This window comes from Azospirillum sp. BE72, from assembly GCF_031455875.1.
GTDB lineage: Bacteria > Pseudomonadota > Alphaproteobacteria > Azospirillales > Azospirillaceae > Azospirillum.
This window is the reverse complement of the sequence record NZ_JAVDTO010000001.1, coordinates 583,704-610,513: the sequence shown is the minus strand read 5'-3', so window position 1 is coordinate 610,513 and position 26,810 is coordinate 583,704. Positions and strand designations below refer to the sequence as shown.

The following is a 26,810-nucleotide window of genomic DNA, read 5'->3' as shown; positions in this document are numbered from 1 at the left end:
CTTTTGTCACAGGGATCCGGTCCCAGGTCAAGCCTTCCAAAGGAAAGATGACCGAATCGCCGTTAAATGCCCCACCCCAGGCTCACGCTTGCCGCCGTGCCAGCGCTCCGGAACGGGGCGGGCGGCACCGAAGTGCCGCTCCGCATCCCACCTCCGGCCCCTTCGCCTCGCCATCTGCGCGGCGACTCGGGGGCGATCTGCACGCCGCCCGTGCGGCGAACGGTCAGGCCGCTGACTGCCTCAATGGGGGATAGTCGGTGTAGCCGTGATGGTCGCCGCCGTAGAAGGTCTTCTGGTCCGGCTCGGCCAGGGGGGCGTCGATGCGCAGCCGCTCCACCAGGTCGGGATTGGCAATGAAGGGGCGGCCGAAGGCGATCATGTCGGCATGGCCGCTGGCCGTCGCCTGGATCGCCATGGCGCGGTCATAGACGTTGTTCGCCATGTAGCGCCCCTTGTAGAGCCCGCGCAGCTCGGCGAGGTCGCCGCCGAATCCCGGATGCGGCCCGCGGGTTACGCCTTCGATCATATGCAGATAGGCGAGGCCGTAATCGTTCAGCCGGCGGATCACCGGGCTGAAGGTGCCGATCGGGTCGCTTTCCTGCGCGTCGTTGGCCGGGCTCAGCGGCGACAGGCGGATGCCGACGCGGTCGGCCCCGGCCTCCGCCACCACGGCGTCCAGCACCTCGAACAGGAAGCGGGCGCGATTCTCGACGGAGCCGCCATAGGCGTCGGTGCGCTTGTTGGTGCCGTCGCGCAGGAACTGGTCGATCAGGTACCCGTTGGCGGCATGCACCTCGACCATGTCGAGTCCGGCCGCCAACGCGTTTCGGGTCGCTTTGCGGTAATCCTCGACGATGCCCGGCAATTCGGAGATGTCCAGCGCGCGCGGAGTCGGGATGTCCTTGAAGCCGTCCGTGGTGAAGGCCTTCATCTCCGGCTTCACGGCGGAGGGCGCCACCGGCAGGGCGCCGCCCGGCTGCAGGTCGGGGTGGGAGATGCGCCCGACATGCCACAGCTGCAGGCAGATGTGCCCGCCCCTGGCATGGACGGCGTCGGTGACCAGCTTCCAGCCCGCCACCTGTTCGGCGCTGTGGATGCCGGGGGTGTAGGCATAGCCCTTGCCCTGCGGCGAGATCTGCGTCGCCTCGGCGATGATCAGGCCGGCGCTGGCGCGCTGGGCGTAATATTCGGCGTTCATCGCGGTCGGCACGCCGGTGGCGTTGTCGGTGCGGCTGCGGGTCAGCGGCGCCATGGCGATGCGGTTGGGCAGGTTGTAGCGCCCGATCGTCACCGGCTGGAACAGGGGGGCCGCGTCCTGGCTGTCCGTCATGTCCGATCCATTCAGATGGTGAAACTGGACAGAAGAGTGTGGCCCGGCCTCCGCCACCGGCAAGGTGCCGATTGGCCGCAGCGGGCGACCGGACAGCATGGCTGCCATACCGCCTGCCGCCGGGCCGCGGGACCTTTCGCCCCGCCCGGCGGTTATTCCCGACAGCCCCAGACCACCAGTCCCAGACCACCAGCCCCATTCCTCCAGCCCAAGACCTCCAGCAAATGGGATCGCCGATGCAACAGCGCTGGCCCGACCGACTCTGGATAGTCCGCCATGGCGAGAGCGCCGGAAACGTCGCGCGCGATGCGGCGCACGCGGCCGGCCTCGTCCGGATCGACATCGACGAACGCGACGTCGACGTTCCGCTCAGCCAGTTGGGGGAGCGGCAGTCCGACGCGCTCGGCCGCTGGTTCGCCGCCATGCCGGCGGCGGAACGGCCCGACGTGGTCCTGACCTCGCCCTACCGCCGGGCGCTGAGCACGGCGGAGCGGCTGCACCAGGCCGGCGGCCTGCCGGTCGATCCGACCGACTTCGTCATCGACGAGCGGCTGCGCGAAAAGGAATTCGGCGTGCTCGACCGGCTGACCACCGCCGGCATCCGGCAGGAATTCCCGGAACAGGCCGAATTCCGCCGCCTTCTGGGCAAGTTCTACCATCGCCCGCCGGGGGGCGAGAGCTGGTGCGACGTGATCCTGCGGCTGCGCAGCGCACTCGACACCATCAGTCTGCATCACGGCGGCCAACGGGTGCTGATCGTCGGGCATCAGGTGGTGGTGCTGTGCCTGCGCTACCTGCTGGAGAACATGACGGAGGACGAGATCCTGGCCATCGATGCGTCCGGCGACGTCGCCAACTGCTCCGTCACCGAATACCGGTTCGACGCCAAGGCCGGGCCGCGCGGCGGGCTGTGCCTGCACCGCTACAACTTCGTCGCTCCGCTGGAGGAGGCCGGTGCTCCGGTCACAGCCGAGCCGGACGCCGCCGTCGCGGCCCGATAGGGAGCACGCCCGTGGACCGTATCGAGGAAATTCCTGTCACCGCGGAGTTGCTGCGCGGTATGCCCCTGCCCCAGCCGGACGGCGACGGCGACAAGGAAACACGCGGCCGGGTGCTGGTTATTGCCGGCAGCGTGCCGGTGCCGGGCGGCGCCCTGCTGGCCGGAATCGGCGCCCTGCGGGCGGGGGCCGGCAAGCTGCAGATCGCCACCGCAGCCAGCATCGCCCCGCATCTGGGCCTCGCCCTGCCCGAGGCGCTCGTCGCCGGCCTGCCGGAAACGGCGGAGGGCGGCATCGCCTCCGAGTCGGGCGCGACGCTGGCGGAGCGGGCATCGCGTTGCGACACCGTGCTGATCGGCCCTGGCATGATGGATGAGGCGGCGGTGGCGGAGTTGACCGCCGATCTGCTGACGCGCCTGGATCCGGCTGGGGACCCGGCCGGCGGCGGACCGCGCTTCGTGCTGGATGCGGGGGCGCTGGCCGGGCTGGGCCGCGATCCGGGGCCGGTGCAGCGGCATTCCGGCCATGTGGTGATCACCCCCCATGCCGGCGAGATGGCCGGGCTGCTGGGCTGCTCCCGCGATCAGGTTGAGGCCGACCCGCTCGCCACCGCCCGGCAGGTGGCGGCCCACCTGAAGGCAGTGGTGGCGCTGAAGGGGAGCTGCACCCGCATCGTCACGCCCGAGGGTCGTGCCTGGGCCTATCGCGGCGGCACGGTGGGGCTTGCCACCTCCGGTTCCGGCGATACGCTGGCCGGGATCGTCGCCGGCCTGCTGGCCCGCGGCGCCAGCCCGGAGCAGGCGGCCATCTGGGGCGTCTATCTGCATGGCGAGGCCGGCAACCGGCTGAGCCGCCGGATCGGCCCGCTGGGCTTCCTCGCCCGCGAACTGCTGGCGGAAATCCCGGCGGCGATGGCGGCCCTGGCCGAGGGGGCGGAAAGCGATTGACCGCCTCAGCGAGCCGGAGCGCTAGCCGGGGTGGGCGCCGCGGCCGGGGCCGGAGGCAGAGCCGGGGTCGCAGGGGCGGCGTTGAACGTCCGGGGCTGGGCCGGCGCAACCTCGGCCGACAAGGCGGCATCGCGGTCGCGGCAGCGGTCGACCACCTTCTGGCCGCAGTTCATGAAGCCCAGATCCTTGTTCAGGCAGACCCTGACCTCCGACACGTCGCGGCGGGAGCAGACAACCGCCACCCCTTCCGCGGTCAGGCCGGGATTGGCCTCCAGGAACAGGCGCTCCACCTGAACGGCCGGCACGGTCGGGCCGGGCGCCTTCAGCGGATCGGGAATCGCGAGCTTGGCGGCGGCGGCGCGCAGCTTGGCGAAATAGTCGGTGGCGGTCAGGCCGGAGCAGGTCCCGTGCTTGCGCCACTGGTGCATCATCAGCCCGACGCTGGGCATCACCGTCATGGTCTGGTCCACCACCGCCTTGGGCACGTTGCGGTCGCGGGTGCAGGTTGCGGGATAGCTGCCGTCATTGTATTGCGGCCACAGGCCGTGGACGACGAAGCCGTATTTCCGCTCGCCGCACTGGTCGGGATCGGGGCCGTTCCTGTCGCGGGCGCAGTAGGTCGGCGACCAGGACAGCGACAGGATGTAGTAATCGAAGGCACCCGGCTCCGCCTTTCTTTGCGCCCAGGCGGGGCCAGCGGCGAACAGTCCGGCAACCAGAACGGACAGGACGGCGAAAACGACGCTGCGCATGACGAGTCTTCCCACGGCTGTGCTTCCCAGCGTTGCATACCATGGAAGGAGGTTGCTGTCGCGGGGTCTCGACACCAGTATCACTCGGCCGGACGGCTGCCCCCCGCCATCGGCATCGGTGTTTCGCCACAATGGCCTGCGTCGCTTCATCGGGTATAGTCATCGGCATGTTCACCCTGTCCGCCCCGATGCTTCTGCGCGCCTATGCCGCCGGTATCTTCCCGATGGCCGAAAGCGCGGAGTCGCGGGAACTCCACTGGTTCGATCCGGAGCGCCGCGGCATCCTGCCGCTGGACGCCTTCCATGTGCCGCGCAGCCTGCGCAAGATACTGCGCCGCGGCCAGTTCGAACTGCGGTTCGACAGCGCCTTCCGCGCGGTGATCGAGGGCTGCGCCGAATCGACGGAGGATCGGCCGAAGACCTGGATCAACGACGACATCATCCGCCTCTACGGCGAACTGTTCGACGCCGGCTTCGCCCACAGCGTGGAATGCTGGCGCGACGGCCGGCTGGTCGGCGGGCTGTATGGGGTGTCGATCGGCGGCGCCTATTTCGGCGAGAGCATGTTCAGCCGCGAGACCGGGGCCAGCAAGGTGGCGCTGGTCCATCTGGTCGCCCGCCTGCGCGCCGCCGGATTCGCCCTGCTCGACACCCAGTTCGTGACCGAGCATCTGTGCCGGTTCGGCGCCGTGGAAATTCCCCGCACCGAATACCGCCGCCGCCTTGCCGCCGCGATGGAGCGCAAGACCGACTTTCACGCGGTGGACCAGCAGGCGGCGCTGGCGGATCTGCTGGAGTCGGCCACGAGTTAGGCCGCCGGGTGGAACACGCCCCCGCATTGGGGGGCCGGCACGCCGGTGGTCGCCGGCAGGCTGAGCGGCAGCCCGAGCCGGCTGCGGACCGCGAGATAGCCGAAGGCCTGGGCCTCCAGCGCGTCGCCGTCCCAGCCGACCAGATCGGCCGAGTCGACGGGCACCCCCAGCCGGTCGGCCAGCATCGCCATCAGCGAGGCATTGTGGCGGCCGCCGCCGCAGACCAGCCAGCGCACCGGCGGGGCCGGCAGGTGGCCGACGATGCGGGCGACCGAGTCGGCAGTAAAGGCGGTCAGGGTCGCGGCGCCGTCGGCGGCACACAGGGCGGCCACCGGCGCGGGGTCGAAGGCGTCGCGGTCCAGCGACTTGGGCGCCGGGCGGTCGAACCAGGGATGGGCCATCAGAGCGGCCAGCGCCGGACCATCCACTTGGCCGGTCGCCGCGAGTGCCCCGCCGGCATCGAAGCGGCCGAGGCCGTGGCGCAGAACCCAATCGTCGATCAGGGCGTTGCCCGGACCGGTATCGCAGGCCACGACCTCCGCCTCCCCCTCCGACTCCGATATCTCGGTGCCGATCCAGCTGACGTTGGCGACACCGCCGATGTTGAGAATGGCGAGCGGGCGTGGCAGGCCATGCGCCAGCGCGCGGTGGAACAGCGGGACCAGCGGCGCTCCCTGACCGCCCGCGGCCACGTCGGCGCTGCGGAAGTCGTTGACCACGGCGATGCCGGTCGCCGCGGCCAGCCGGGCGCCGTCGCCGATCTGCCGGGTGATCCGCCGGTCCGGGTCGTGATGGATGGTGTGGCCGTGGAAACCGATCAGCTCGACCTCGGCCGGCGCGACGCCCGCCTGGTCCAGCAGGCGGCGCACCGCGTCGGCATGGGCGTCGGTCAGCTCGCGCTCGACCTCCGCCACCGGCCCACCATTGTCGGTCCTGCCGAGGCAACCGCGCAACTGCGCACGGAAGCCGTCATCATAGGGGATGGTCAGGAAGGAGAGCGCCTCCACCCGCTCGCGCCCGTCGGTGCGCAGCAGGGCGGCGTCGACGCCGTCCATCGACGTGCCGCTCATCAGGCCGACGACGGTCCGCAGCCCCTCCCCGATATTTCCCTCCCGGTTCTTCATCGTCCGCTCCGCGCCCGCTTTTGTGACGGGCGCACACTAGCCTAGCTGAGCCAAAGCTGCAGCATCAGCCGGTCGCGGTCGGCCGGCGGCACGGCGCGGTGATAACAGGAGGTGTCCTCCAGGAAGCCGGTGCCGGCCGGCCCCTCCACCACCAGGATGCGGTCGCGGGCGAAGCGGGTGAACAGCTCCTCGTCGCGGGCATTGGCCGAACCCAGCAGCATGCGCAGCGACTTGCCGTGATGGCTGCCGCGGACAAGCTCATGCTCCCCCGCACCGGGGCTGACGTCGGTCAGGTAGAACTGGGCCGAGCAGAAATGGAAGTCGTGAACGTCGTAATGCCAGTCGATGGTCTGGCCCAGTTGCCGGCGCTCGTCGTCGCTGGCGTCGGTGACGAAGCTCCAGAACAGGCGCGGGATGATCTTGGTCGCGGGGAACCCCAGGAAGGCCCCGGCGCACTCCATCAGCAGCGGGTCGCGGCAGACCCGTCGCACCGCCGGGCAGTCCAGCGGATCGGGAACGACGCCCATCACCGCGGGAGAGCCGTCGGCAAGCCGGCCCTTACGAACCTCGTGGCGGTAGAACATCCGCTCGTCGCGCAGCCGCCGCTGAAGGGGGGAGTGGGTGGCGAACTCCACCATCTCCTCCACCATCGCCCAGGGCAGGTCGAAGCCGGTGGCGATCGAGTCGCGGCGCAGCTCGGCCAGCGCCCGTTCCGCCGTCTGGCCGGCGAACAGGCTGACCGGAAGGGTGGGCAGGGCAACGGGCGGCCCGGCCGGGGCACGTTGCCGCGACCGGGGGGACAGACGGCGCAAGGCACTGTAGCCGCGCCGCACCGTTTCGAAGCGGCCGAGCGCATAGTGGAACTCTCCGGCGACGAGGCGCCGGGCAATATTCGCAACGTTCATCGATGGTGCATCCCTGGGGCAGCCGAAGGACCAAAACCGCGGTGGGTTGCGCGGCCACTGGTGCGGGAATGCACGGAGTGTATGCAGTTTTGGGGCGATTCTAAAAATGCCCTTGTGGCGTAAACCCTCGCGCCGGAGGAATAGCCGGGGCGGCGGGGTGTCCATCCCGTACGGTTCATGCCGGGAGAAAATGGAACCCCGCCTTCACGCGACAGGCTACAGCGCCTGCACGGCCTTCAGCACCGCCGCGACATGGCCGGTCACCTTCACCTTGCGCCAGACGTTGCGGACCACGCCGTCCTTGTCGATCAGGAAGGTGGCGCGGTCGATGCCCATGTATTTGCGGCCGTACATGCTCTTCTCGACCCAGATGCCATAGGCCTCGCAGACGCCGCCGTCGGTGTCGGAGGCGAGCGTGAAGGTCAGCTCATGCTTGGCCTTGAACTTGTCGTGGCTGGCGACGCTGTCCTTGGACACGCCGATCACCACCGCGTCGACGGCGGAGAAGTCGGGCAGCTGGTCGCGAAAGCCGCAGGCCTCCGACGTGCAGCCCGACGTGTCGTCCTTGGGGTAGAAATACAGCACCACCGGCTTGCCGCGCAGGGCCGACAGGGTGACGCTGCCCCCGCCGTCGGTCGGCATGGTGAAATCCGGGGCGGGCGATCCGACGTCTACGGTCATGGCTGCTCGAATGTCCTTCTTCTTGCCGGCTGGGGAAGCGGCGGGTGAATCCGGCCCTCAGGCCGGAGGCGTGTTCGTGTTGGGTGGGGCCAGACGGCCCGCCGGTTCCTCGACCAGGGCCTTGAAGTGGCTATGGGCGCGGGCGGCGACGGCACGGATTTTGTGGTCCAGTTCGGGGAAGTCAACACCGCCAGGCTCACGCTCATCCGGAAAGGCGGCGCGGACCAGCCCGGCCAGCAGGCTGGGCGACACCTGTTTGGGGTCCAGCACCCCGGCGGTGGTCAGCCGCAGGAAGCCCTGCACCCGCCGCCAGACCCGCAGCGTCGCTTCCAGATCCGCCGCCACCTCCGCATCCAGGGCACCGGTCCGGGCGGCGCATTGCAGCGCCTTGGCGGTGCCGATGTGCAGGATGTCCGGCCGCTCATGACCGAAACGCAGCTGCAGGTACTGGGCGATGAATTCGATGTCGATCAGGCCGCCGCGGGCGTATTTGACGTTCCAGACGTTGGTCGTCCCAAACTCCTTCTCGATTCGCCGCCGCATGTCGGCGACGTCCCACAGCAGCCGGTCGGCATCGCGCGGCGCCGTCAGCACCGAGCGGATGGCGGTGCAAACCCGGTCGGCCAAGGCGGGGTCGCCGCCGATCACCCGGGCGCGGGTCAGCGCCATGTGTTCCCAGGTCCAGGCGTCGGTCGTCTGATATTTCAGGAAGGCGTCCAGCGAGGTGGCGAGCGGCCCGGCATTGCCGGACGGGCGCAGCCGCATGTCCACCTCGTAGAGCCGCCCGTCGCCCATCGGGGCGGTGATGGCGTTGGTCAGCCGCTGGGTCAGCTTGATGTAGTACTCGTTGGGCGACAGCGGCTTGGCGCCATCCGACAGGCGAGGCCCCCCGCCGCCCACTTGGCCCTGCGCCCCTTGGCCCTGCACCACGTCGTAGATCACGATCAGGTCGATGTCCGACGTGATGGTCAGCTGCCGGCTTCCCAGCTTGCCCATCGCCACCACCACCCAGGCGCCGCCGGGAATGCGGCCATGGCGCTGGGCGAACTCCTCCTCCACCAGGCGGGCGAGGTCGGGAACGACGATGTCCGCAAGGTCGGCCAGGAAGGCGCCGCAGCGGTCGCCGTCGGTGATGCCGCGCAGGATGTGGACCCCGGCGCGGAAGCGCTGGTCGTTGGTCCAGCGCCGCGACAGGGTCAGCGCATCCTCGAAATCGCGGGACGCCGCCATCACGCGGGCATGGTCCGCCGCCAGCCCATCCTCCCTGCCCGGCAGCGGGTCGAAGAAGTCCGGCGAGAGCACGGCGTCCAGCAGCGACGGGTTGCGCGACAGGGTCTGCGCCATCTGCGGCGCGATGCCCATGATCTCCGCCACCAGCTCCAGCAGCCAGGGATTGGCGACGAACAGGGAGAACAGCCCGACGCCGGCCGGCAGCTTGCCGAGGAAATCGTCGAAGTTCATCAGCGCCGCATCGGGGGCCGGCGTCTTGGCCAGCGCGCTCAGCAGGGCCGGCGTCATTTCGGTGAGCAGCTCCCGCGCCCGGCCCGACCGGGTGGCGCGGTAGCGGCCGCGGTGCCAGGCCGAGACCACGTTGATGACGCGCGCGGCGTCGGCAAAGCCCATGCCGCTCAGCGTTTCCACCGTGCCCGGATCGGGATCGGTGCCGGTGAAGACGAGGTTGCCGGGACCGGAGAGCGACGGCGCCTCCTCGAACAGTTCGGCATAGCGGTCCTCGACCTGCCCCAGCGTCGCCAGCAGCTCCGACCGGAAGGCATCCGGGTCGTCATAGCCGAGAAATGTCGCCAGATGCGCCACCCCGGCATCGTCGGCGGGAATACGGTGGGTCTGCTGGTCGTCGATCATCTGAATGCGATGTTCGACACGGCGCAGGAAATGATAGGCCCCCGCAAGATCCTCCACCGTTTGCGCCGGCACGCGCCCGACGTCGCGCAGCGCCTCGTTCGCCATCAGCGTCGGGGCGATGCGCACGCGCGGGTCGCGGCCGCCGAAGATCAGCTGCTGGGTCTGGGCGAAGAACTCGATCTCGCGGATGCCGCCGCGGCCGACCTTGATGTCGTGGCCGTTGACCGTCACCTCGCGGTGGCCCTTGTGGGCGTTGATCTGGCGCTTGATCGAATGGATGTCCTGGATGGCGGCGAAATCCAGGTTGCGGCGCCAGATGAAGGGCTCCAGGAAGCGCAGGAAGGACGCCCCCGCCTCCGGATCGCCGGCGATCGGGCGGGCCTTGATCATCGCCGCGCGTTCCCAGTTCTGGCCGACGCTGCCGTAATAAATTTCGGCCGCCGAAACGGAAACGGCCAGCGGCGTGGCGCCGGGGTCCGGCCTAAGCCGAAGGTCGGTGCGGAAGACGTAGCCGTCCTTGGTGCGTTCATCCATAATGCGGACAAGATCGCGTGCGAGCCTGATGAAAGTTCGCGCGAGGTTGTCCGGCTGGGGCGTCTGCACAACAGCGTCGTCGTACAGGACGATCAGGTCGATGTCGCTGGAATAGTTGAGTTCGCGCCCGCCAAGCTTGCCCATGCCCAATACGATCAGACCTGAGCCGATCCACGGTCGCTGCGGATCCGGCAGCGTCAGCGTCCCCGCTTCCGCGGCGCGGCGCAGCAGGAAATTCGCGGCCAGCTGCACCCCCGTCTCCGCCAGCTCCGACAGGGCGCCGGTGACGCGGAACAGCGGCCACACGCCGGCGATGTCGGCCAGCGCGATCAGCAGGGCCGCCCGACGCTTCGCCACCCGCAACCCGGCCATCAGCCGGTCCATCGACGTCTCCCGGCCATGCTCGGCATGGAGTGCTGCGATCAGCCCGGCGAAGCTGGCGTCGAATCCGTCCTCCATCACCCGCCGGACGAAGGGCAGTTCCCGCGTCAGGATATGGCCGAGATACGGGCTGTTGCCGCACACCGCGTCGACCAGCGCACGGCCGGGCTCCGAATCGGCAAAGGCATCGGCCCAGGCCCGCGTCTCCGGCTCCGCCATGGCGGCCTGCTGGCGCCAGCGCTCCATCCCCAGCGCCGCCTGCGCGGCGTCGAAGGGCTTCGGCAAGGGGGCGGGGAACGGGACGGGGCTGGACATGGCGACGGTCTTTCCTGCTCAAAACATGTGCAGAAAGCTGCACGCGTCGGGAGAGAACGTCAATCGGGCCGATTCGCGCGCCCTCTCCGCCCTCCTCCTTTCCTCCCTCCCCCTCTCCTCTTTCCATGGTGCCCGATGATCCGGCGCACCGCGAAGATTCTCGGCCTGACGCTGACCGGAATCGGGGCCGTGGCGCTGGCGGCGGGCGGGCTGTTCGCCTGGCGGCTGTCGCAGGGGCCGATCGCGCTCGACCCGCTGATCCCCTATGTCGAAGAGGCGTTGGGCGACCGCGACGGCCGGTTCCGCATCGATGTCGGCGAGTTGGTGCTGTCGCTGGAGGATGAGGACACTCTGGAAAGCGGCGGCGGCGGGCGGCGTCTCGACCTGCGCGCCCGGCGGGTGCAGGCGCTGAATGCCGACGGGGCGGAACTGGCCGCGGTGCCGGAGATGGGCATCGGCTTCTCCATCGCGGCGCTAATGCGCGGCACGCTGTCGCCGACGCGCCTCGATCTGGTCCGGCCGCGCCTGAGCGTGCTGCGGCGGGCGGACGGCAGCCTCGCCTTCGATGTGCGGTCCGACACGGAGGCGGTGCAGAAGCGGCAAAGCGACGGCCCCGACCTGCTGGACGAGGCGCTGGACAGCCTGCGCCGGCCGCCCGACATCGACCGGCCGCTGGGGCTGCTGCGCAGGCTGTCGGTGGTGGGGGCCGATCTGCGGATCGAAAACCGCATGCTGGATCTCTCCTGGCATGCGAGTCGCGCCGACATGATCCTGACCCGCGACGACCACGGCGCCCAGGGCCGCGCCCGCCTGACCCTTGATCTCGGCACGCAAAACCTGAGGGATGCGAACCGCCGCCCGGTGACCGTCGCCGCTTCCGGCCATTTCAACATCGCCGATTCCACCACCGACCTGACCCTGTCCGTCGAAGGCCTGGAGCCGGCGGCGCTGGCGGAGGTCGGGCCGGCGCTGGCCCCGCTGGCCGCGGTGAAGCTGCCGCTCTCGGGCACGGTCACGGCGAAGCTCGATCCCCGGTTCGAGCCGTCGACGCTCGACCTGAACCTGCGCGGCGGTGCCGGCACCGTCGCGCTGCCCGCCCTGCGGCCGGACCCGCTCGCCGTGCAGAGCGTGGCCTTGCGCGGCAGCCTGGACGTTCCGGGACGGCGGCTGCGCGTGGACGATCTGTCGCTGATGGCGGCGTCTGCGGATGGCGGCGAACCGCTGGCGCTGAACGGCCGGGGCGAACTGACGGAGAACGACCGGGGCCGCGACCTCCAGGCATCGCTGTCGCTGACCGCCGGCGGCCGGACCGCCGGGTTGGAGCTGTCGGGGCAGCAGGGACCCGGCAAGGACGGGCGAGCGGCGGCGCGCCTGACCGGCGTCACCCCCGCGGCGCTCGCCGGCATAGCCCCGATGCTGGAGCCGCTGAAGGCCGCCGCCCTGCCGCTGTCCGGCACTGTGGAGGTCGCCTTCGATCCGTCCCTGCAGCCGACCTCCGGCAAGGCAGACCTCACCGCCGGCCAAGGCCATCTGCACCGTCCGGACCTGTTCGAAGGGCCCGTGCCCGTCGAGTCGGCCCGGCTGCGCCTGCATGGCGACCGCGACCGCATCGCGCTGGACGGCCTGACGGCGGTTCTGGGCGAGGCCGGCGGGCCGCAGCCGCGGGTGGAGGCCAGCGGCACCGCCCTGCGCCAGGGCGACCGCATGGCGGTGGAGGCGCAGGCGAGCGCGCGCGGCATGGCGCTGGACGAGTTGCGCCGCTACTGGCCGAAGGTCGCCGGCCCCAACGCGCGGGAATGGGTGACCACCAACCTGTCCCACGGCACGGTGACGGAGGCGCGCACCGAGGTGGCGCTGTCGCTGCCGCTCGACCGGCCGGCCGAGCCGGAGATGACGCGCTTCCTGGCGACCATGGCCGGGGAGGACATCAGCGTCCGCTATTTCCACGACCTGACGCCGGTGACCGGCGCCGGGATGGAGGCGACCACCGACGGCAAGACCTTCACCATCCAGACCAAAGGCGGGCGAATCGCCGATCCGAAATCGGGCGACATCGAGATCGGCGACGGCAAGGTGGTGATCGGCGGGCTGGACACCGGCAAGGAGACGATGGACATCCGCATCCCGGTCCAGGGGCCGGTGCGCTCGATCCTGACCCTGATCGACATGCCGCCGCTGGGCTATCCCACCAAGCTGGAGATGGACCCGAAACGCACCCAGGGCACGGCGGAAGCGCAGCTTCACTTCGCCTTCCCGCTGCTGGTCGACCTGAAGGTGGAGCAGCTGGACCTGGAGGTGGCCGGCAAGCTGCACAAGGTGGCGGTGGAGAAGGTGGCGGCCGGGATGAACGCCACCGAGGGCGAACTGTCGCTGGCGCTCGACCTCAAGGCGATGCAGATCAAGGGCGCCACCAAACTGGACGGCATCCCCGTAACCGTCGACTGGAACGAGTCGTTCGACAGCGCGGCCAAGGGTCCGCGCACCCGCATCGCGGTGAAGGGCGACGCCACCGCCGACGACCTGCGCGCCCACGGCATCGACCTGGAAGACCGGGTGCAGGGCCCCTTCGGCGCCGACATCCTGTTCACGGTGGACCGCAAACACAAACTGGCGCTGACGGCGAACCTGAACCTGGAGAAGACCCGGCTGTCCATCGAGGAGCTGGCCTGGGCCAAGCCGCCCGGAAAGTCCGGCACCGGCAAGCTGACGCTGGAGTTCGACAAGGACCGGCCGACCCGCATCAGCAACCTGACCGTCGATGCCGGCGGACTGAAGGCCGTCACCAACCTGGAACTGGCCGATGGCGGCAAGCGGGTGGCGCGGGTGCAGACCCCCAGCTTCAAGCTGGGCCAGACCGACCTGCGCGCCGACCTGACCGTTCTGCCCCCGGCGAAGCCCGGCGGTCCGGCCGGCGGCTATGCCGGCACCATCACCGGCGGCAGCCTGGACGCCCGCGGCCTGACCGGCAAGACGCCGTCCGGCGAGGGTGCCGTCACTCCCGACCCACAAAAGGCCCGGAGCGGCGACGGCCGCAAGACGCCGCTGGACGTCGCCATCAAGTTCGATTCGGTGGTGTTCGGCGAGGGGCGGCGGCTGCGTCAGGTCGCCGGAACCATGCGGCGCGACACCACGGCCTGGACCCTGCTGGACCTCACCGGGCGCAGCGAGGGTGGCGGCGTGTCGATGAAATGGCGGCCGGGGGCGCAGGGCGTCTACGGCCTCGCCATCACCGCCGACGATCTGGGCTCCGCCCTGCAGGCGATGGACCTGAACGACCGCATGCGTGGTGGCCGCCTGACCCTGTCCGGCCGGTCGGTGGAGCCGCGGGCGGATGCCGCCATCGTCGGCAAGGCGGAAATCCTCGATTACACGCTGCTCGACGTGCCCGCCCTGGCGCGCATCCTCAACGCCATCTCGCCATCAGGATTCGCCGAGCTGCTGGGCGGCGGCAAGGGCGTCAATTTCGGCCGCATGTCGGCGGAATTCCGCAAGGAGGGCCGCCTGCTGACCGTGAAGGACCTGCGCACCTCGGGCTCGGCGCTCGGCCTGACGCTGGAGGGGCAGGTCGATCTGGAGACGGAGACCGCCAATCTCCGCGGCACCATCGTTCCGGTCTATGGCCTGAACCGCCTGATCGGCCAAATCCCGCTGCTGGGCGACGTGCTGAGCGGCGGCGAGGGCCAGGGCATCTTCTCCGCCACCTGGCATGTCCAGGGGCCGCTGTCCGACCCCGACGTGTCGGTCAACCCGCTGGCGGTGCTGGCCCCCGGCTTCCTGCGCAACCTGTTCTTCCTGGGCGGTGACGGGACGCCGACGCCGGACAACAGGCCGCCGCCGGAGGCGCATACGCGGTGAGGCGTTAGACCCCCACCTTCACCAGCGCATGCCGCTTCTTGCCGGCGCTGAGCTTCACCACGCCGTCCGCGTTCAGATCCGCCGTCGTCGCCTTCGCCGTCTCGTCCGCGATCGGCCCGTCGTTCAGCTTGGCGCCGCCGCCCTTGATCAGCCGGCGCGCCTCGCCCTTCGACGCGGCCAGACCGGCCGACACCAGCAGATCCACCACCGGCAGGCCGGCCTCCAGGTCGGCGCGGGCGACCTCGATGCTGGGCAGACCCGCGGCCGCGGCCCCTTCCTCGAAGGCGCGGCGGGCGGTCTCGGCGGCCTCCTGCGCGGCCTCCTCGCCGTGGGCGAGCTTGGTCACCTCGTTGGCGAGGATCTTCTTGGCCTCGTTGATCTCGGCGCCCTGCAGGTTTTCCAGACGGGCGACCTCGTCCAGCGGCAGTTCGGTGTAGAGGCGCAGGAAGCGGCCGACATCGGCATCCTCGGTGTTGCGCCAGTACTGCCAGAAATCGTAGCTGCTGAGCTTGTCGGCGGTCAGCCACACCGCCCCGGCGGCGGTCTTGCCCATCTTGGCACCGGAAGACGTGGTCAGCAGCGGCGTGGTCAGGCCGAACAGCTCCGCCCCGTCGGTGCGGCGGCCGAGTTCGACGCCGTTGACGATGTTGCCCCACTGGTCCGACCCGCCCATCTGCAGGCTGCAGCCGTAGCGCCGCTTCAGCTCCACGAAGTCGTAGGCCTGGAGAATCATGTAGTTGAATTCCAGGAAGGTCAGCGGCTGCTCGCGATCCAGCCGCAGCTTGACCGATTCGAAGGACAGCATGCGGTTGATCGTGAAATGGCGGCCGATGTCGCGCAGCAGCGGAATGTATTTCAGCTCATCCAGCCAGTCGGCGTTGTTCGCCATCACCGCGTCGGTCGGGCCGTCCCCGAAGGTCAGATAGCGGCCGAAGATGCGCTTGATACCCGCCATGTTGCCGGCGATGACCTCGTCGGTCAGCAGTTGGCGCGCCTCGTCCTTGCCGGACGGATCGCCGATCTTGGTGGTGCCGCCGCCCATCAGGACGATCGGCTTGTGGCCGGTCTTCTGCAGCCAGCGCAGCATCATGATCGGCAGCAGGCTGCCGACATGCAGGCTATCGGCGGTGCAGTCGAAGCCGATATAGGCGACGATCGGCCCCTTCTGCGCCCGCTCGTCCAGCGTGGCGAGATCGGTGCACTGATGGATGAATCCGCGCTCCTGCAGGGTGCGCAGAAACTCCGAGGCGGGGGCCGAGGAGGAGGTCGTCGTCATGGCCGCAATCCGGCTGTCGTTGGAAAGAAGGGCGGAGAAATCCCGCGGTCTGTTAGCACGGAACGGCCCCTGCCTCAATGCGGCGGCCCGATTGCGTGGGGGGGAACCGGCAAGCGGGCGGGCCTGTTCTTCCGCTCAAGCATCGCTGCGCCGGCGCAAGTCAAAAACCGCAATCCGAGGCGGGGAATTCACCGCAATCCTTTCCAATCGCAATTGACATTGATTCGCAAAACAGGGAAGCGGCCCTGACTGTATTTTGGGCATCCGGAATCCGTTCCAACTGATAGTGACTATCAACTACATCTCTATCAGAAAGGGATATTTTTATTGTGCGAGTCCTTCGGTTGTGCCAAGGTGCGACAAATCGTCTATTTCGGAGAATCCTGCCATGCAAGGCGATCAAGGGGTCCTGGACCGTTTGAACAAGCTGCTCACCGGCGAGTTGAGCGCGGCCGACCAGTATCTGTCCCATGCGCGCACCATGGAGGACATGGGCCTCAAGGCGCTGAGCGAGCGCATCTCGCACGAGCGGGTGGAAGAGCTGGAGCATGCCGACAAGTTGATCCGCCGCATCCTATTCCTGGAAGGCACGCCCGACGTCGCCAGCCGCGACCCGATTCACATCGGCAAGACCGTTCCGGAGATGATGCGGAACGACCTGAACCTGGAATATGAGGTGGTGGCCGCCCTGAAGGAGGCAATCGCCTATTGCGAGCAGGTGAAGGATTACGACACCCGCCGCATCCTGCTGGAACTGCTGGTCGACACCGAGGAAGACCACGCCCACTGGCTGGAACAGCAGCTTCGCCTGATCGACATGCTCGGCCTGCAGAACTACCTGCAGTCGGCCATGGGCGGCTTCCCGAGCTGAGAGGGGGACGGACCATGAAGGGCAACAGCGACGTCATCGCCCAGCTTCAGATCGTCCTCAAGGACCAGCTGACGCAGATCAACCAATATTTCCTGCACGCCCGCATGCTGAAGAACTGGGGCGTCAAGGCGCTGGGCAAGTGGGAGTATCACGCTTCCATCGAGGTGATGAAGAGCGCGGACGAGATCATCGAACGCATCCTGTTCATCGAGGCGATCCCCAACCTGCAGGACCTCGGCAAGCTGCACATCGGCGAAGACGTGCCGGAGATCCTGTCCAGCGACCTCGCCGCAGAGCAGGAAGCCCGCGACCGCATCGCCCACGCCATCGCCGTGTGCGAGGAGAAGGCCGACTACGTGTCGCGCGACGAGCTGTCCGAACTGCTGGAAGAGTCGGAGGAGCGCATCGACTATCTGGAAACCCAGCTGAGCCTGATCGACGACATCGGCCTAGCCAACTACATCCAGTCGGCGATGGGCGAGATCAAGGACTGAGTGGTTCTTCAGGGGGTGGAGCTTTGCGGCGTTAGACCCCCACCTTAATCCTCCCCCGCTGGGCGGGGGAGGAGACTGGTGCTGGTGCGGGAGAGTGGCGGCAGTCCCTCCCCCGCCCAGCGGGGGAGGTTAGGTGGGGGGTCTCATTCCCCCTATACCAACCTCCCCCTCCCCCCTCAAACCCGCCCCAAAATCTCCTCCGCCAGCGCCTGCATCTCCGCAGCCGCCTGGGTCTTGCGAGCGGCCTCCGTCACCGACAGCCCGGTCATCAGCGTGCCGGCATAGGCGGTGCGGTTTCCGACCTGCGCAGTCGCCAGTTCGACCGCCGGCGGGGCGACCAGTTCATGCACCTTGGCGATCAGCTCGTCGGCAATGCGGGCGCGCGGCGGAACCCGGTTCAACACCAGCAGCAGACGGCGCTTCTCCTGCCCGGCCAGATCGATGGTCGGGTGGACCGCCCACAGATCCATCGGGCTCGGCTGCACCGGGGCGATCACCAGCGTGGCGGCGCGGACGGCGATGCGCGCCTCCGTCTGGGCGTGGGGCGGACTGTCGACAACCACGATGTCATGGGCACGCGCCAGCTTCTCCACCTCCGCCTGGGTGCGCCAGCCGGTAATCTGCACATGGGTGAAGCCGGGCTGCCCACGGGTGGCCTCGGCCCGGACGGCGTGCCAGCGGGTCAGGCTGCCCTGCGGGTCGATGTCGACGGTGGCGACCTTGTATCCGAGCTGCGCCCAGGCGATGGCGAGGTGGGCCGCCAGCGTGGTCTTGCCGGCGCCGCCTTTCTGCTGCGCCACGGTGAAGACCTTGCCCGTCATGCCCGCACCCATCATGTTGTGTTCGGTGATTGCGCACTCCCCTCATAACCTTGGGCATGGCACCGGTGCAACCGCGCGAATTGACACCTGCGCCACACAAGCTAGAAACACGCCGTGACCGACCATTCCGCACCCGATACCGGTGAGAAGCGCCCGGCGCTGATCCCGGCCACCCCCGCCGGCATCGCCCGCGCGGCCGAGTTGCTGCGCGTCGGCCGTCTGGTCGCCTTCCCGACCGAGACGGTCTATGGCCTGGGCGCCGACGCCACCGACGACCGGGCCGTGGCGGGCATCTTCGCCGCCAAGGGACGGCCGCAGTTCAATCCGCTGATCGTCCATGTCCCCGATCTGGCCGCCGCCCACTCCTGGGGCTTGTTCGACGACCGTGCCCACGATCTGGCGACACAGTTCTGGCCCGGCCCGCTGACCATGGTCGTGCCGCGCCCGGCCAACTCCGCGCTGTCGCTGTTGGTGAGCGCCGGGCTGGACAGCATCGCCATCCGCGTGCCCAACCACCCGGTGGCCCAGGCCATCCTGCGCGCCGCCGGCAAGCCGATCGCCGCCCCCAGCGCCAACCGCTCCGGCGCGGTCAGCCCGACCACGCCGCATCATGTGCTGGAAAGCCTGGGCGACCGGGTCGACGCCATCGTCACCGGCGGCAAATGCATGGTCGGGCTGGAATCGACCGTCATCGACCTGACCGGGCCCGAGGCGGTGCTGCTGCGTCCCGGCGCCGTGCTGCCCGACGAGATGGAACGGCTGATCGGCCCCGTCCGCCTGTCGGCCGGCGATCCGACGGCGCCGAAATCGCCCGGCCAGCTGGAAAGCCACTACGCCCCCAACGCCGCGGTGCGCCTCAACGCCTCCTCGGCGGAAGAGGACGAGGCGTTCCTGACCTTCGGTCCCGACCGCTTCGTCTTCGGCGGCACCACCCGCCTGAACCTGAGCCTGGAAGGCGACCTGAACGAGGCGGCGGCCAACCTGTTCTCCCACCTGCGCAGCCTCGACCAGAGCGGGGCCAGGCGCATCGCCGTGATGCCGATCCCGGAAGTGGGTTTGGGCATGGCGATCAACGACCGCCTGCGCCGGGCGGCGGCTCCACGGAGCTGAACCACTGCGTTGCAGCAGGTCTGCGCAACAGTTGCATGGAAATGGGGGCGGCTAGATTGTAGAAGTGTCGCGGCGATCCCCCCACCCTAACCCTCCCCCGCTGGGCGGGGGAGGGGATCGCACCAGCATTTCGACAAAGCTCCTGTCCCCCTCCCCCGCCCAGCGGGGGAGGGTCGGGGTGGGGGCAAGACACCACCTCCACCTGCCGGACCCCGCGCCATGACCAACATCGCCGCCGCCCTCGACCAGATCCGCGCCATCGTCGGCCCGTCCGGCATCCTCACCGACGCCGCCGACATGGCGCCCTACCTGTCGGAATGGCGCGGGCGCTTCAAGGGCAACAGCCCGGCGGTGGTCCGCCCGGCCTGCACGGAGGAAGTCGCGGCGGTCGTCAAGGTCTGCGCCGAGGCCGGCATTCCCATCGTTCCCCAGGGCGGCAACACCAGCCTCGTTGGCGGGTCCATCCCCTACGAGGAGGGGCGCGAGATCGTGCTCAGCCTGTCGCGCATGAACCGCATCCGCGACATCGACACGCTGAACTACACCATGACGGTGGAAGCCGGCGTGGTGCTGACCAGCATCCAGGAGGCCGCGGCCGACGCCGACCGCCTGTTCCCGCTCAGCCTGGGGGCGGAGGGCACCGCGCAGATCGGCGGCCTGATCTCCACCAACGCCGGCGGCATCAACGTCCTGCGCTACGGCAACACCCGCGATCTCGTGCTGGGGCTTGAGGTGGTTCTGGCCGACGGGCGCGTCTGGGACGGCATGCGCCGGCTGCGCAAGAACAACACCGGCTACGACCTGAAGAACCTGTTCATCGGCGCCGAAGGCACGCTGGGCATCGTCACCGCCGCGGTGCTGAAGCTGTTCCCGCGCCCGCGCCAGTCGATCACCGCCTTCGTCGCCGTGCCCAGCCCCGCCGCCGCCATCGAGCTGCTGGCCCGCCTGCGCGCCGCCTCGGGCGACGCCGTGTCGGCCTTCGAGCTGATGTCGCGCCGCTGCCTGGGCTTCGCGCTCAAGCATGTCGCCGGCACCATCGACCCGCTGTCGGAGCCGTCGCCCTGGTACGTCCTGACCGAGCTGACCGCCGGCACCCAGTCCGATGCCTTCCAGGAGACGGTGGAGACCGCGCTGGGCGAGGCGTTCGAGGCGGAACTGGCGACCGACGCCACGCTGGCCCAGTCGGACGCCCAGGCCAAGCAGCTGTGGTTCATCCGCGAGGCCATCGTCGAGGCGCAGAAGTTCGAGGGCGGCTCGATCAAGAACGACGTGTCGATCCCGGTTTCCCGCGTCGCCGAGTTCATCGAACTGGCCGAGGCGGCGGTGGCGAAGGCCTGCCCCGGCATCCGCCCGACCCCCTTCGGCCATGTCGGCGACGGCAACATCCACTTCAACCTCAGCCAGCCCGAGGGTGCCGACACCAAGGCCTATCTCGACCGCTGGGACGAGATCTGCCACGTCGTGAACGAGGTGATCTTCAAGCTCGACGGCTCGATCTCCGCCGAGCATGGCGTCGGCCGCTTCAAGAAGGACGAGATGCCGGTCATCAAGGGGCCGGTGGAGTTCGACATGTTGCGCGCCATCAAGGCGACGCTCGATCCCAACGGCCTGCTGAACCCCGGCAAGATGCTGCCGTAAGGGCTTAGCGCGATAGAATGTTGCGGGGGACAGGCTTGCGGCGAAAGACGTATGGCCGCGCTTGTCCCCGGCGCGACACAAGGCTATGGTGCGGCCTCCGATTGTTCTGCGCCTGTCGTACCGCGAGAGAGAGTTTTTCCGATGTCCAAGCCGCGCACTCTGTTCGACAAGATTTGGGACAGCCACGTCGTGCATCGCCAGGACGACGGCACCTGCATCCTCTACATCGACCGCCATCTGGTCCATGAAGTGACCAGCCCGCAGGCGTTCGAAGGACTGCGCGTCGCCGGCCGCAAGGTGCGGCGTCCGGAAGCCACTCTCGCCGTGCCCGACCACAACGTCCCCACCACCGACCGCTCCAAGGGCATCGTCGAGGAGGAAAGCCGGATCCAGGTGGAGACGCTGGACAAGAACGCCCGCGACTTCGGCGTCCGCTATTTCCCGATGGACGACGTCCGCCAGGGCATCGTGCACATCGTCGGTCCGGAACAGGGCTTCACCCTGCCCGGCGCCACCATCGTCTGCGGCGACAGCCACACCGCCACCCATGGTGCCTTCGGCGCCTTGGCCTTCGGCATCGGCACGTCGGAGGTGGAGCATGTGCTGGCCACCCAGACCCTGCTGCAGAAGCCGGCCAAGAACATGCTGATCCGCGTGGACGGCACGGTGAATCCGGGCGTCACCGCCAAGGACATCGTGCTGGCCATCATCGGCAAGATCGGCACCGCCGGCGGCACCGGCTACGTCATCGAATTCGCGGGCGATGCCATCCGCGACCTGTCGATGGAAGGCCGCATGACCGTCTGCAACATGGCGATCGAAGGCGGCGCCCGCGCCGGCCTGATCGCCCCGGACGAGAAGACCTTCGAATACGTCAAGGGCCGTGCCCTGGCCCCCAAGGCCGGCGCCTGGGAGCAGGCCGTCCAGTACTGGAAGACGCTGCCGTCGGACGAGGGGGCGGTCTATGACGCCACCGTCGTGCTGAACGCCGCCGACATCGTCCCGCAGGTCACCTGGGGCACCAGCCCGGAAGACGTGCTGCCGATCACCGCGACCGTGCCGAACCCGGCCGAGATCGCCGATGCCGGCAAGCGCGCCGCCGTCGAGCGCTCGCTCGCCTATATGGGCCTGACCCCCGGCCAGCCGCTGACCGAGGTGAAGGTCGACACCGTCTTCATCGGCTCCTGCACCAACGGCCGCATCGAAGACCTGCGCGCCGCCGCCGAGGTCGCCAAGGGCCGCAAGGTCGCCGAGGGCGTGCGCGCCCTGGTGGTTCCCGGTTCGGGTCTGGTCAAGGAGCAGGCCGAGGAAGAGGGTCTGGACAAGATCTTCACCGAGGCCGGTTTCGAGTGGCGCGAGCCGGGCTGCTCCATGTGCCTGGCGATGAACGCCGACCGTCTGGCTCCGGGCGAGCGCAGCGCCTCGACCTCCAACCGCAACTTCGAAGGCCGTCAGGGCCGCGGCGGCCGCACCCACCTCGTCAGCCCGGCGATGGCCGTGGCGGCGGCGGTGACGGGGCATCTGGCGGACGTTCGGGCGCTGTAAGGTCACGCAGTCAGGTAAGTTAGACCCCCACCTTAATCCTCCCCCGCTGGGCGGGGGAGGAGACAAGTGCTTGTGCGGGAGAGTGGCGGCAGTCCCTCCCCCGCCCAGCGGGGGAGGTCAGGTGGGGGCAATGGACGCCCACACCCCGCTGCTAATCCCCCCTCCCCCGAGCCTGCCCCATCAGCCCCTGCGGCCGGAAGATCAGGAACAGCGTCAGCAGCCCGAACGCCACGATGTCCTTGTAGGCGATGGCGAAGTACGCCGACCAGAAGGTCTCCACCAGCCCCAGCAGGGCACCGCCGAGCATCGCCCCCGGCACGGAGCCGATGCCGCCGACCACCGCCGCGGCCAGCGCCTTGAAGCCGATCAGGTAGCCGGTGAAGAAGTTCACCCCGCCGTAATAGAGCGCGATCACCGCCCCCGCCGCCGCGGCCAATCCGCCGCCGATGGCGAAGGTCGCCGCCACCGTGCGGTTGACGTCCACCCCCACCAGTTCCGCTGCCGCGATGTCGTCGGTGCAGGCACGATGCGCCCTGCCAAAGGCGGTGCGCTGCATGATCCCCCACAACAGGGCATAGAGCCCGCCGGTCAGCGCCAGGATCGCCAGCTGCGCCGTCAGTGCGGTCACGGTGAAGGCACCGTCACTCAGCAGGTCGTGACGGCCGGTCAGCACCGGCGCCGGCCACCAGTCACGGGCGCCATGCAGCAGCCGCACCCCCTCCTGATAGGCGATGGACAGCCCGACCGCGACGATCAGCGGCGTGTGGCTGCGCACCCCGCGCAGACGGCGGAAGACCAGCCGGTCCATCGTCCAGCCCTGCACCGCGGTGAAGCCCATCGCCAGCACCAGCACGCCCAGCAGCGCCGGCGGCCATGTCGCCCAGCCGGCCATGCCCAGCCCGGCCGCCGCCATCGCCGTCAGCATGGCACCGAGCATCGTCAGCTCCCCCATCGCCAGATTGATCTGGCCGAGAATGGCGTAGACCAGGGTATAGCCCAGCGCCAGCAGCCCATAGACGCAGGCGACGGTGGCGGCATTCACGATCTGCTGGATCAGGAACAGGACGGGCGTCCACCGCGTCGGTGGCGCACGCTCAATCACCGCACTTATCCCTCCGCCATCGCGCGGCGGCTTGATGCGCAGCCATTGCTGCAACATGGCGAAGCGCATGCCGGTCAGCCAGCCGGTGCGGTCGGTCGCCACCGACACCAGGGTGTGCCGCCCCTCCTCCATCGACGTGCCGGCGAAGCGGCAGGCGATCCAGTGGCGCTGTTCGCCGCTGCGGTAATCGACGCGCAGAACCCGCCGGTCTTCGGCGTAGCTGCGGGTGGAAAGCTCGGTGACGGGGCCGGGTTCGAAGGCCGGGATCAGCTTCCGGCACAGCACATCCTGGTCGGCATCGATGCCGCACCCGGTGAGCACCAGCAGGACGAAGCACAACAGCGGCAGGATGCGGAGCACGGAACCGCCCGGTCAGGTGGGACGGTTCAGCCTACCGACAATTTGGGAGGGTGGGAAGGTGGGAGAGTGGTTGCACGGTTGCCCCCTCCCCATCCCTCCCCCGCCCTCGGCGGTGGAGGGGGTAGGACGCTTGTCAGTGTTATGGACTTGGCAAAGCGGCGGAGTTCCCTCTCCCTCGAAGAGGGGGAGGGCTAGGGAGGGGGCAACCGCAGTCGCACTTCACTCCACCATGTAATCCCGCACCAGCAGCTCGGCGATCTGCACGGCGTTCAGCGCGGCGCCCTTGCGCAGGTTGTCGGCGACGCACCAGAAGGACAGGCCGTTCTCCACCGTGAAGTCGTCGCGGATGCGGCTGACGAAGACCGGGTTGTCGCCGGCGACCTCGACCGGGGTGACATAGCCGTCGCCGGTCTGCTGATCGACCACCGACACGCCGGGAGCTGCGCGCAGGATGATACGGGCCTCCTCGGCGTTGATCGGCTCCTCCGTCTCGATGTTGATCGACAAGGCATGGCCGATGAAGGTCGGCACGCGGACGCAGGTGGCGGCGACCTTGATCTTGGGGTCGAGGATCTTCTTGGTCTCCACCATCATCTTCCACTCTTCCCTGGTGGAGCCGTCCTCCATGAAGGAATCGATTTGGGGGATGACGTTGAAGGCGATCTGCTTTGGGAAGACGCTCTTGGCGATGGGATCGTTGACGAATATGGCGCGGGTCTGGGTGAACAGCTCGTCCATCGCCTCCTTGCCGGCGCCCGACACCGACTGGTAGGTCGACACCACGACGCGGCGGATTTTATAGCGGTCGTGCAGCGGCTTCAGCGCCACCGCCATCTGGATGGTGGAGCAGTTGGGATTGGCGATGATGCCGCGCTTGCGATAACCGGCCAGCGCCTCCGGGTTCACCTCCGGCACCACCAGCGGCACGTCGGGGTCCATGCGGAAGTGCGAGGTGTTGTCGATCACCATGGCACCGGCGGCGGCAGCGCGCGGCACATGGACGGCCGACACCTTGGCGCCGGGCGACGACAGCACGATGTCCACGCCGTGGAAGTCGAACTTGTTGAGGTCCTCGACCTTGAGGATGTCATCCTCGCCATAGGACACCTCCTGGCCGATCGACTTTTCGGAGGCGAGCGCGATGACCTTGTCGGCCGGGAACTTCCGTTCGGCCAGCGTTTGCAGGATCTCGCGCCCGACATTGCCGGTGGCGCCGATGACCGCGACGGTATAGCCCATGACGGTAGTTTCCTTCTGCCGAATGTCCGCGAATACAAGAATGGTGCCGGGGGGCGTTAGGAGCTAGGCGCTTTCCCCGCGAATTGCAACCCGTCCCGCCAAACTGGCCCTCATGAAACCTGCCCTCCGGCCGGGTTGACATGCCATGGAGGGCGGCGGGAAGATTCCATCCCTCAACAGTGCCCGAACGGGCCTTTAGGGAGACTTCACGGATGACCAGCTTCAAGCGCGGCCTTGCCCAACGTATGATGTTTGGGCAAACGGTTCTCGGCGCCGCCGCTCTCGCCATCGCCGGTTTCACCGCCCCCGCCATCGCCGACACGCCGAAGGACGCGCTGGTGATGGCTTGGCAGTTCGACGACATCGTCAGCCTCGACCCGGCCGAGATCTTCGAGCTGTCGGGGGCCGAATACAGCGCCCAGGTCTATGACCGGCTGGTCCATTTCGACGTCAACGACGTCAGCAAGATCGAGGGCGAGGCCGCCGAAAGCTGGACCGTGTCGCCCGATGGCAAGACCTTCACCTTCAAAATCCGCGACGGCATCGCCTTCCATTCCGGCAACCCGCTGACGGCGAACGACGTGGCCTGGTCCTTTGCCCGCGCGGTGAAGATGAACAAGGGTCCGGCCTTCATCCTGACCCAGTTCGGCCTGACCCCGGACAATGTCGAGCAGATGGTACGCGCCACCGATCCGCGCACGCTGGTCTTCACCACCGACAAGGCCTATGCGCCGACCTTCGTGCTCTACTGCCTGACCGCCGACGTTGGCTCCATCGTCGATTCCAAGCTGGTGAAGAGCAAGGAGAAGGACGGCGATTTCGGCACCGGCTGGCTGAAGACCAACTCCGCCGGCTCCGGCCCCTTCATGCTGAAGCAGTGGAAGGCGAGCGAGCTGCTGACCTTTGACGCCAACCCGAAATACTGGCGCGGTGCGCCGAAGCTGAAGCGCGTGCTGATCCGCCACATCCCGGAGCCGGCGACCCAGCGGCTGCTGCTGGAGAAGGGCGACGTCGATGTCGCGCGCAACCTGAAGCCGGAGCAGTTCGAACCGCTGAAGTCCAGCGACGCCATCCGTCTGGTCCAGGCGCCGAAGGGCACGCTGTGGTATCTCAGCCTGAACCAGAAGAACGCCACCCTGGCCAAGCCGGAGGTGCGCGAGGCGTTCAAGTATCTGGTCGACTATGACGGCATGGCCGGCACGATCATGAACGGCATCGGCGCCGTCCATCAGGCCTTCCTGCCCAAGGGCTTCCTGGGCGCCGTCAACGACAACCCCTACAAGTACGATCCGGCCAAGGCGAAGGAGCTGCTGGCGAAGGCCGGCTATCCAGACGGCTTCACCGTCAGCATGGATGTGCGCAACACCAACCCGACCCAGGACATGGCTCAGGCGATCCAGGCCAGCGCCGCCAAGGCCGGCGTGAAGATCGAGATCATCCCCGGCGACGGCAAGCAGGTGCTGACCAAGTACCGCGCCCGCAACCACGAATTGATGATCCAGCAGTGGGGGGCGGACTATCAGGACCCGAACTCCAACGCCGACACCTTCGCTTCCAACCCGGACAACGGCGACAACGCCAAGTCCAAGCCGCTGGCCTGGCGCAACGCCTGGGACATCCCGGAGCTGACCAAAAAGACCGCCGCCGCGGTCGAGGAACGCGACAGCGCCAAGCGCGCCCGGATGTATGAGGAACTCCAGCGCTCGGTCCTGGCCGATTCGCCCTTCGTCATCATGTTCCAGCAGACGGAGATGGTGGCGGAGCGCAAGACCGTCAGCGGCCTCGTCTGGGGTCCCAGCTTCGACACCAACTATTACTGGAAGGCCGAGAAGAAGTAAGGATGCAGGGGGTGCTCGC

Annotated in this window: 20 protein-coding genes; 10 read left to right on the top strand and 10 right to left on the bottom strand. The window is 68.6% G+C overall.

Annotation, left to right across the window (positions count from 1 at the left end):
• Window positions 1–223: 223 nt before the first annotated feature.
• Window positions 224–1,330 (bottom strand): alkene reductase, encoded by a 1,107-nt coding sequence (locus J2Y49_RS02955; protein WP_310112115.1) that lies wholly within the window; start codon window positions 1,328–1,330, stop codon window positions 224–226.
• Between the two features lie 236 nt (window positions 1,331–1,566).
• Here J2Y49_RS02955 and J2Y49_RS02950 point away from each other — a divergent pair, with 236 nt between their 5' ends.
• Together J2Y49_RS02950 and J2Y49_RS02945 are read left to right on the top strand one after the other, a co-directional pair.
• Complete coding sequence (locus tag J2Y49_RS02950) at window positions 1,567–2,331, top strand: histidine phosphatase family protein (RefSeq protein ID WP_310112112.1); 765 nt, start codon at window positions 1,567–1,569, stop codon at window positions 2,329–2,331.
• Window positions 2,332–2,342: 11 nt separating this feature from the next.
• On the top strand, window positions 2,343–3,275 hold the full coding sequence (locus J2Y49_RS02945) for an NAD(P)H-hydrate dehydratase (protein WP_310112109.1): 933 nt from the start codon (window positions 2,343–2,345) through the stop codon (window positions 3,273–3,275).
• A gap of 5 nt (window positions 3,276–3,280) precedes the next feature.
• On the opposite strand, the gene J2Y49_RS02940 is transcribed toward J2Y49_RS02945, so the two are convergent.
• Window positions 3,281–4,027: a ribonuclease T2 gene (locus J2Y49_RS02940; RefSeq protein WP_310112105.1), complete on the bottom strand. Its 747-nt coding sequence runs from the start codon at window positions 4,025–4,027 to the stop codon at window positions 3,281–3,283.
• Between the two features lie 167 nt (window positions 4,028–4,194).
• Between J2Y49_RS02940 and aat the strand changes: the two genes are divergently transcribed.
• Window positions 4,195–4,839 carry a leucyl/phenylalanyl-tRNA--protein transferase gene (gene aat / locus J2Y49_RS02935; protein ID WP_310112103.1) on the top strand — a complete coding sequence of 215 codons (645 nt, stop codon included), beginning with the start codon at window positions 4,195–4,197 and terminating at the stop codon, window positions 4,837–4,839.
• On the opposite strand, the gene J2Y49_RS02930 is transcribed toward aat, so the two are convergent.
• The 4 genes from J2Y49_RS02930 to J2Y49_RS02915 form a co-directional block, all read right to left on the bottom strand.
• Window positions 4,836–5,963 (bottom strand): anhydro-N-acetylmuramic acid kinase, encoded by a 1,128-nt coding sequence (locus J2Y49_RS02930; RefSeq protein WP_310112100.1) that lies wholly within the window; start codon window positions 5,961–5,963, stop codon window positions 4,836–4,838. The genes aat and J2Y49_RS02930 overlap by 4 nt on opposite strands.
• A 41-nt stretch (window positions 5,964–6,004) precedes the next feature.
• The gene (locus J2Y49_RS02925; RefSeq protein WP_310112097.1) at window positions 6,005–6,868 is read right to left on the bottom strand and encodes a hypothetical protein; all 864 of its coding nucleotides are present in this window, start codon (window positions 6,866–6,868) and stop codon (window positions 6,005–6,007) included.
• A 216-nt stretch (window positions 6,869–7,084) separates the two neighbouring features.
• A complete protein-coding gene (gene bcp / locus J2Y49_RS02920; RefSeq protein WP_310112095.1) occupies window positions 7,085–7,549 on the bottom strand; it encodes a thioredoxin-dependent thiol peroxidase in 465 nt (154 codons plus the stop codon).
• Between the two features lie 57 nt (window positions 7,550–7,606).
• Window positions 7,607–10,642, bottom strand: coding sequence for a bifunctional [glutamine synthetase] adenylyltransferase/[glutamine synthetase]-adenylyl-L-tyrosine phosphorylase (locus J2Y49_RS02915; RefSeq protein ID WP_310112092.1), 3,036 nt, complete (start codon window positions 10,640–10,642; stop codon window positions 7,607–7,609).
• Window positions 10,643–10,777: 135 nt separating this feature from the next.
• On the opposite strand from J2Y49_RS02915, the gene J2Y49_RS02910 reads away from it, so the two are divergent.
• Window positions 10,778–14,497, top strand: coding sequence for an AsmA-like C-terminal domain-containing protein (locus J2Y49_RS02910; RefSeq protein ID WP_310112087.1), 3,720 nt, complete (start codon window positions 10,778–10,780; stop codon window positions 14,495–14,497).
• A gap of 4 nt (window positions 14,498–14,501) precedes the next feature.
• Here J2Y49_RS02910 and tyrS read toward each other — a convergent pair whose 3' ends face one another.
• The gene (gene tyrS, locus J2Y49_RS02905) at window positions 14,502–15,773 is read right to left on the bottom strand and encodes a tyrosine--tRNA ligase (RefSeq protein WP_310112084.1); all 1,272 of its coding nucleotides are present in this window, start codon (window positions 15,771–15,773) and stop codon (window positions 14,502–14,504) included.
• A gap of 388 nt (window positions 15,774–16,161) precedes the next feature.
• Here tyrS and bfr (J2Y49_RS02900) point away from each other — a divergent pair, with 388 nt between their 5' ends.
• On the top strand, window positions 16,162–16,644 hold the full coding sequence (bfr, locus tag J2Y49_RS02900) for a bacterioferritin (RefSeq protein WP_149222295.1): 483 nt from the start codon (window positions 16,162–16,164) through the stop codon (window positions 16,642–16,644).
• Window positions 16,645–16,658: 14 nt separating this feature from the next.
• A complete protein-coding gene (gene bfr, locus J2Y49_RS02895) occupies window positions 16,659–17,138 on the top strand; it encodes a bacterioferritin (protein WP_310112078.1) in 480 nt (159 codons plus the stop codon).
• A 176-nt stretch (window positions 17,139–17,314) separates the two neighbouring features.
• Here bfr (J2Y49_RS02895) and parA read toward each other — a convergent pair whose 3' ends face one another.
• Window positions 17,315–17,959: a ParA family partition ATPase gene (parA, locus tag J2Y49_RS02890; protein ID WP_310112075.1), complete on the bottom strand. Its 645-nt coding sequence runs from the start codon at window positions 17,957–17,959 to the stop codon at window positions 17,315–17,317.
• A 114-nt stretch (window positions 17,960–18,073) separates the two neighbouring features.
• Here parA and J2Y49_RS02885 point away from each other — a divergent pair, with 114 nt between their 5' ends.
• The 3 genes from J2Y49_RS02885 to leuC all read left to right on the top strand — a co-directional run bounded on the left by J2Y49_RS02885 (window position 18,074) and on the right by leuC (window position 22,252).
• A complete protein-coding gene (locus J2Y49_RS02885; RefSeq protein ID WP_310112073.1) occupies window positions 18,074–19,069 on the top strand; it encodes an L-threonylcarbamoyladenylate synthase in 996 nt (331 codons plus the stop codon).
• A 219-nt stretch (window positions 19,070–19,288) separates the two neighbouring features.
• Window positions 19,289–20,707, top strand: coding sequence for an FAD-binding oxidoreductase (locus tag J2Y49_RS02880; RefSeq protein ID WP_310112070.1), 1,419 nt, complete (start codon window positions 19,289–19,291; stop codon window positions 20,705–20,707).
• A gap of 141 nt (window positions 20,708–20,848) precedes the next feature.
• A complete protein-coding gene (gene leuC, locus J2Y49_RS02875) occupies window positions 20,849–22,252 on the top strand; it encodes a 3-isopropylmalate dehydratase large subunit (RefSeq protein ID WP_310112067.1) in 1,404 nt (467 codons plus the stop codon).
• Between the two features lie 151 nt (window positions 22,253–22,403).
• On the opposite strand, the gene J2Y49_RS02870 is transcribed toward leuC, so the two are convergent.
• A complete protein-coding gene (locus J2Y49_RS02870; protein ID WP_310112063.1) occupies window positions 22,404–23,714 on the bottom strand; it encodes a branched-chain amino acid ABC transporter permease in 1,311 nt (436 codons plus the stop codon).
• Between the two features lie 219 nt (window positions 23,715–23,933).
• A complete protein-coding gene (locus J2Y49_RS02865; RefSeq protein WP_310112059.1) occupies window positions 23,934–24,953 on the bottom strand; it encodes an aspartate-semialdehyde dehydrogenase in 1,020 nt (339 codons plus the stop codon).
• Between the two features lie 212 nt (window positions 24,954–25,165).
• Between J2Y49_RS02865 and J2Y49_RS02860 the strand changes: the two genes are divergently transcribed.
• The gene (locus J2Y49_RS02860; protein WP_310112055.1) at window positions 25,166–26,791 is read left to right on the top strand and encodes an ABC transporter substrate-binding protein; all 1,626 of its coding nucleotides are present in this window, start codon (window positions 25,166–25,168) and stop codon (window positions 26,789–26,791) included.
• The last annotated feature ends 19 nt before the right edge of the window (window positions 26,792–26,810 follow it).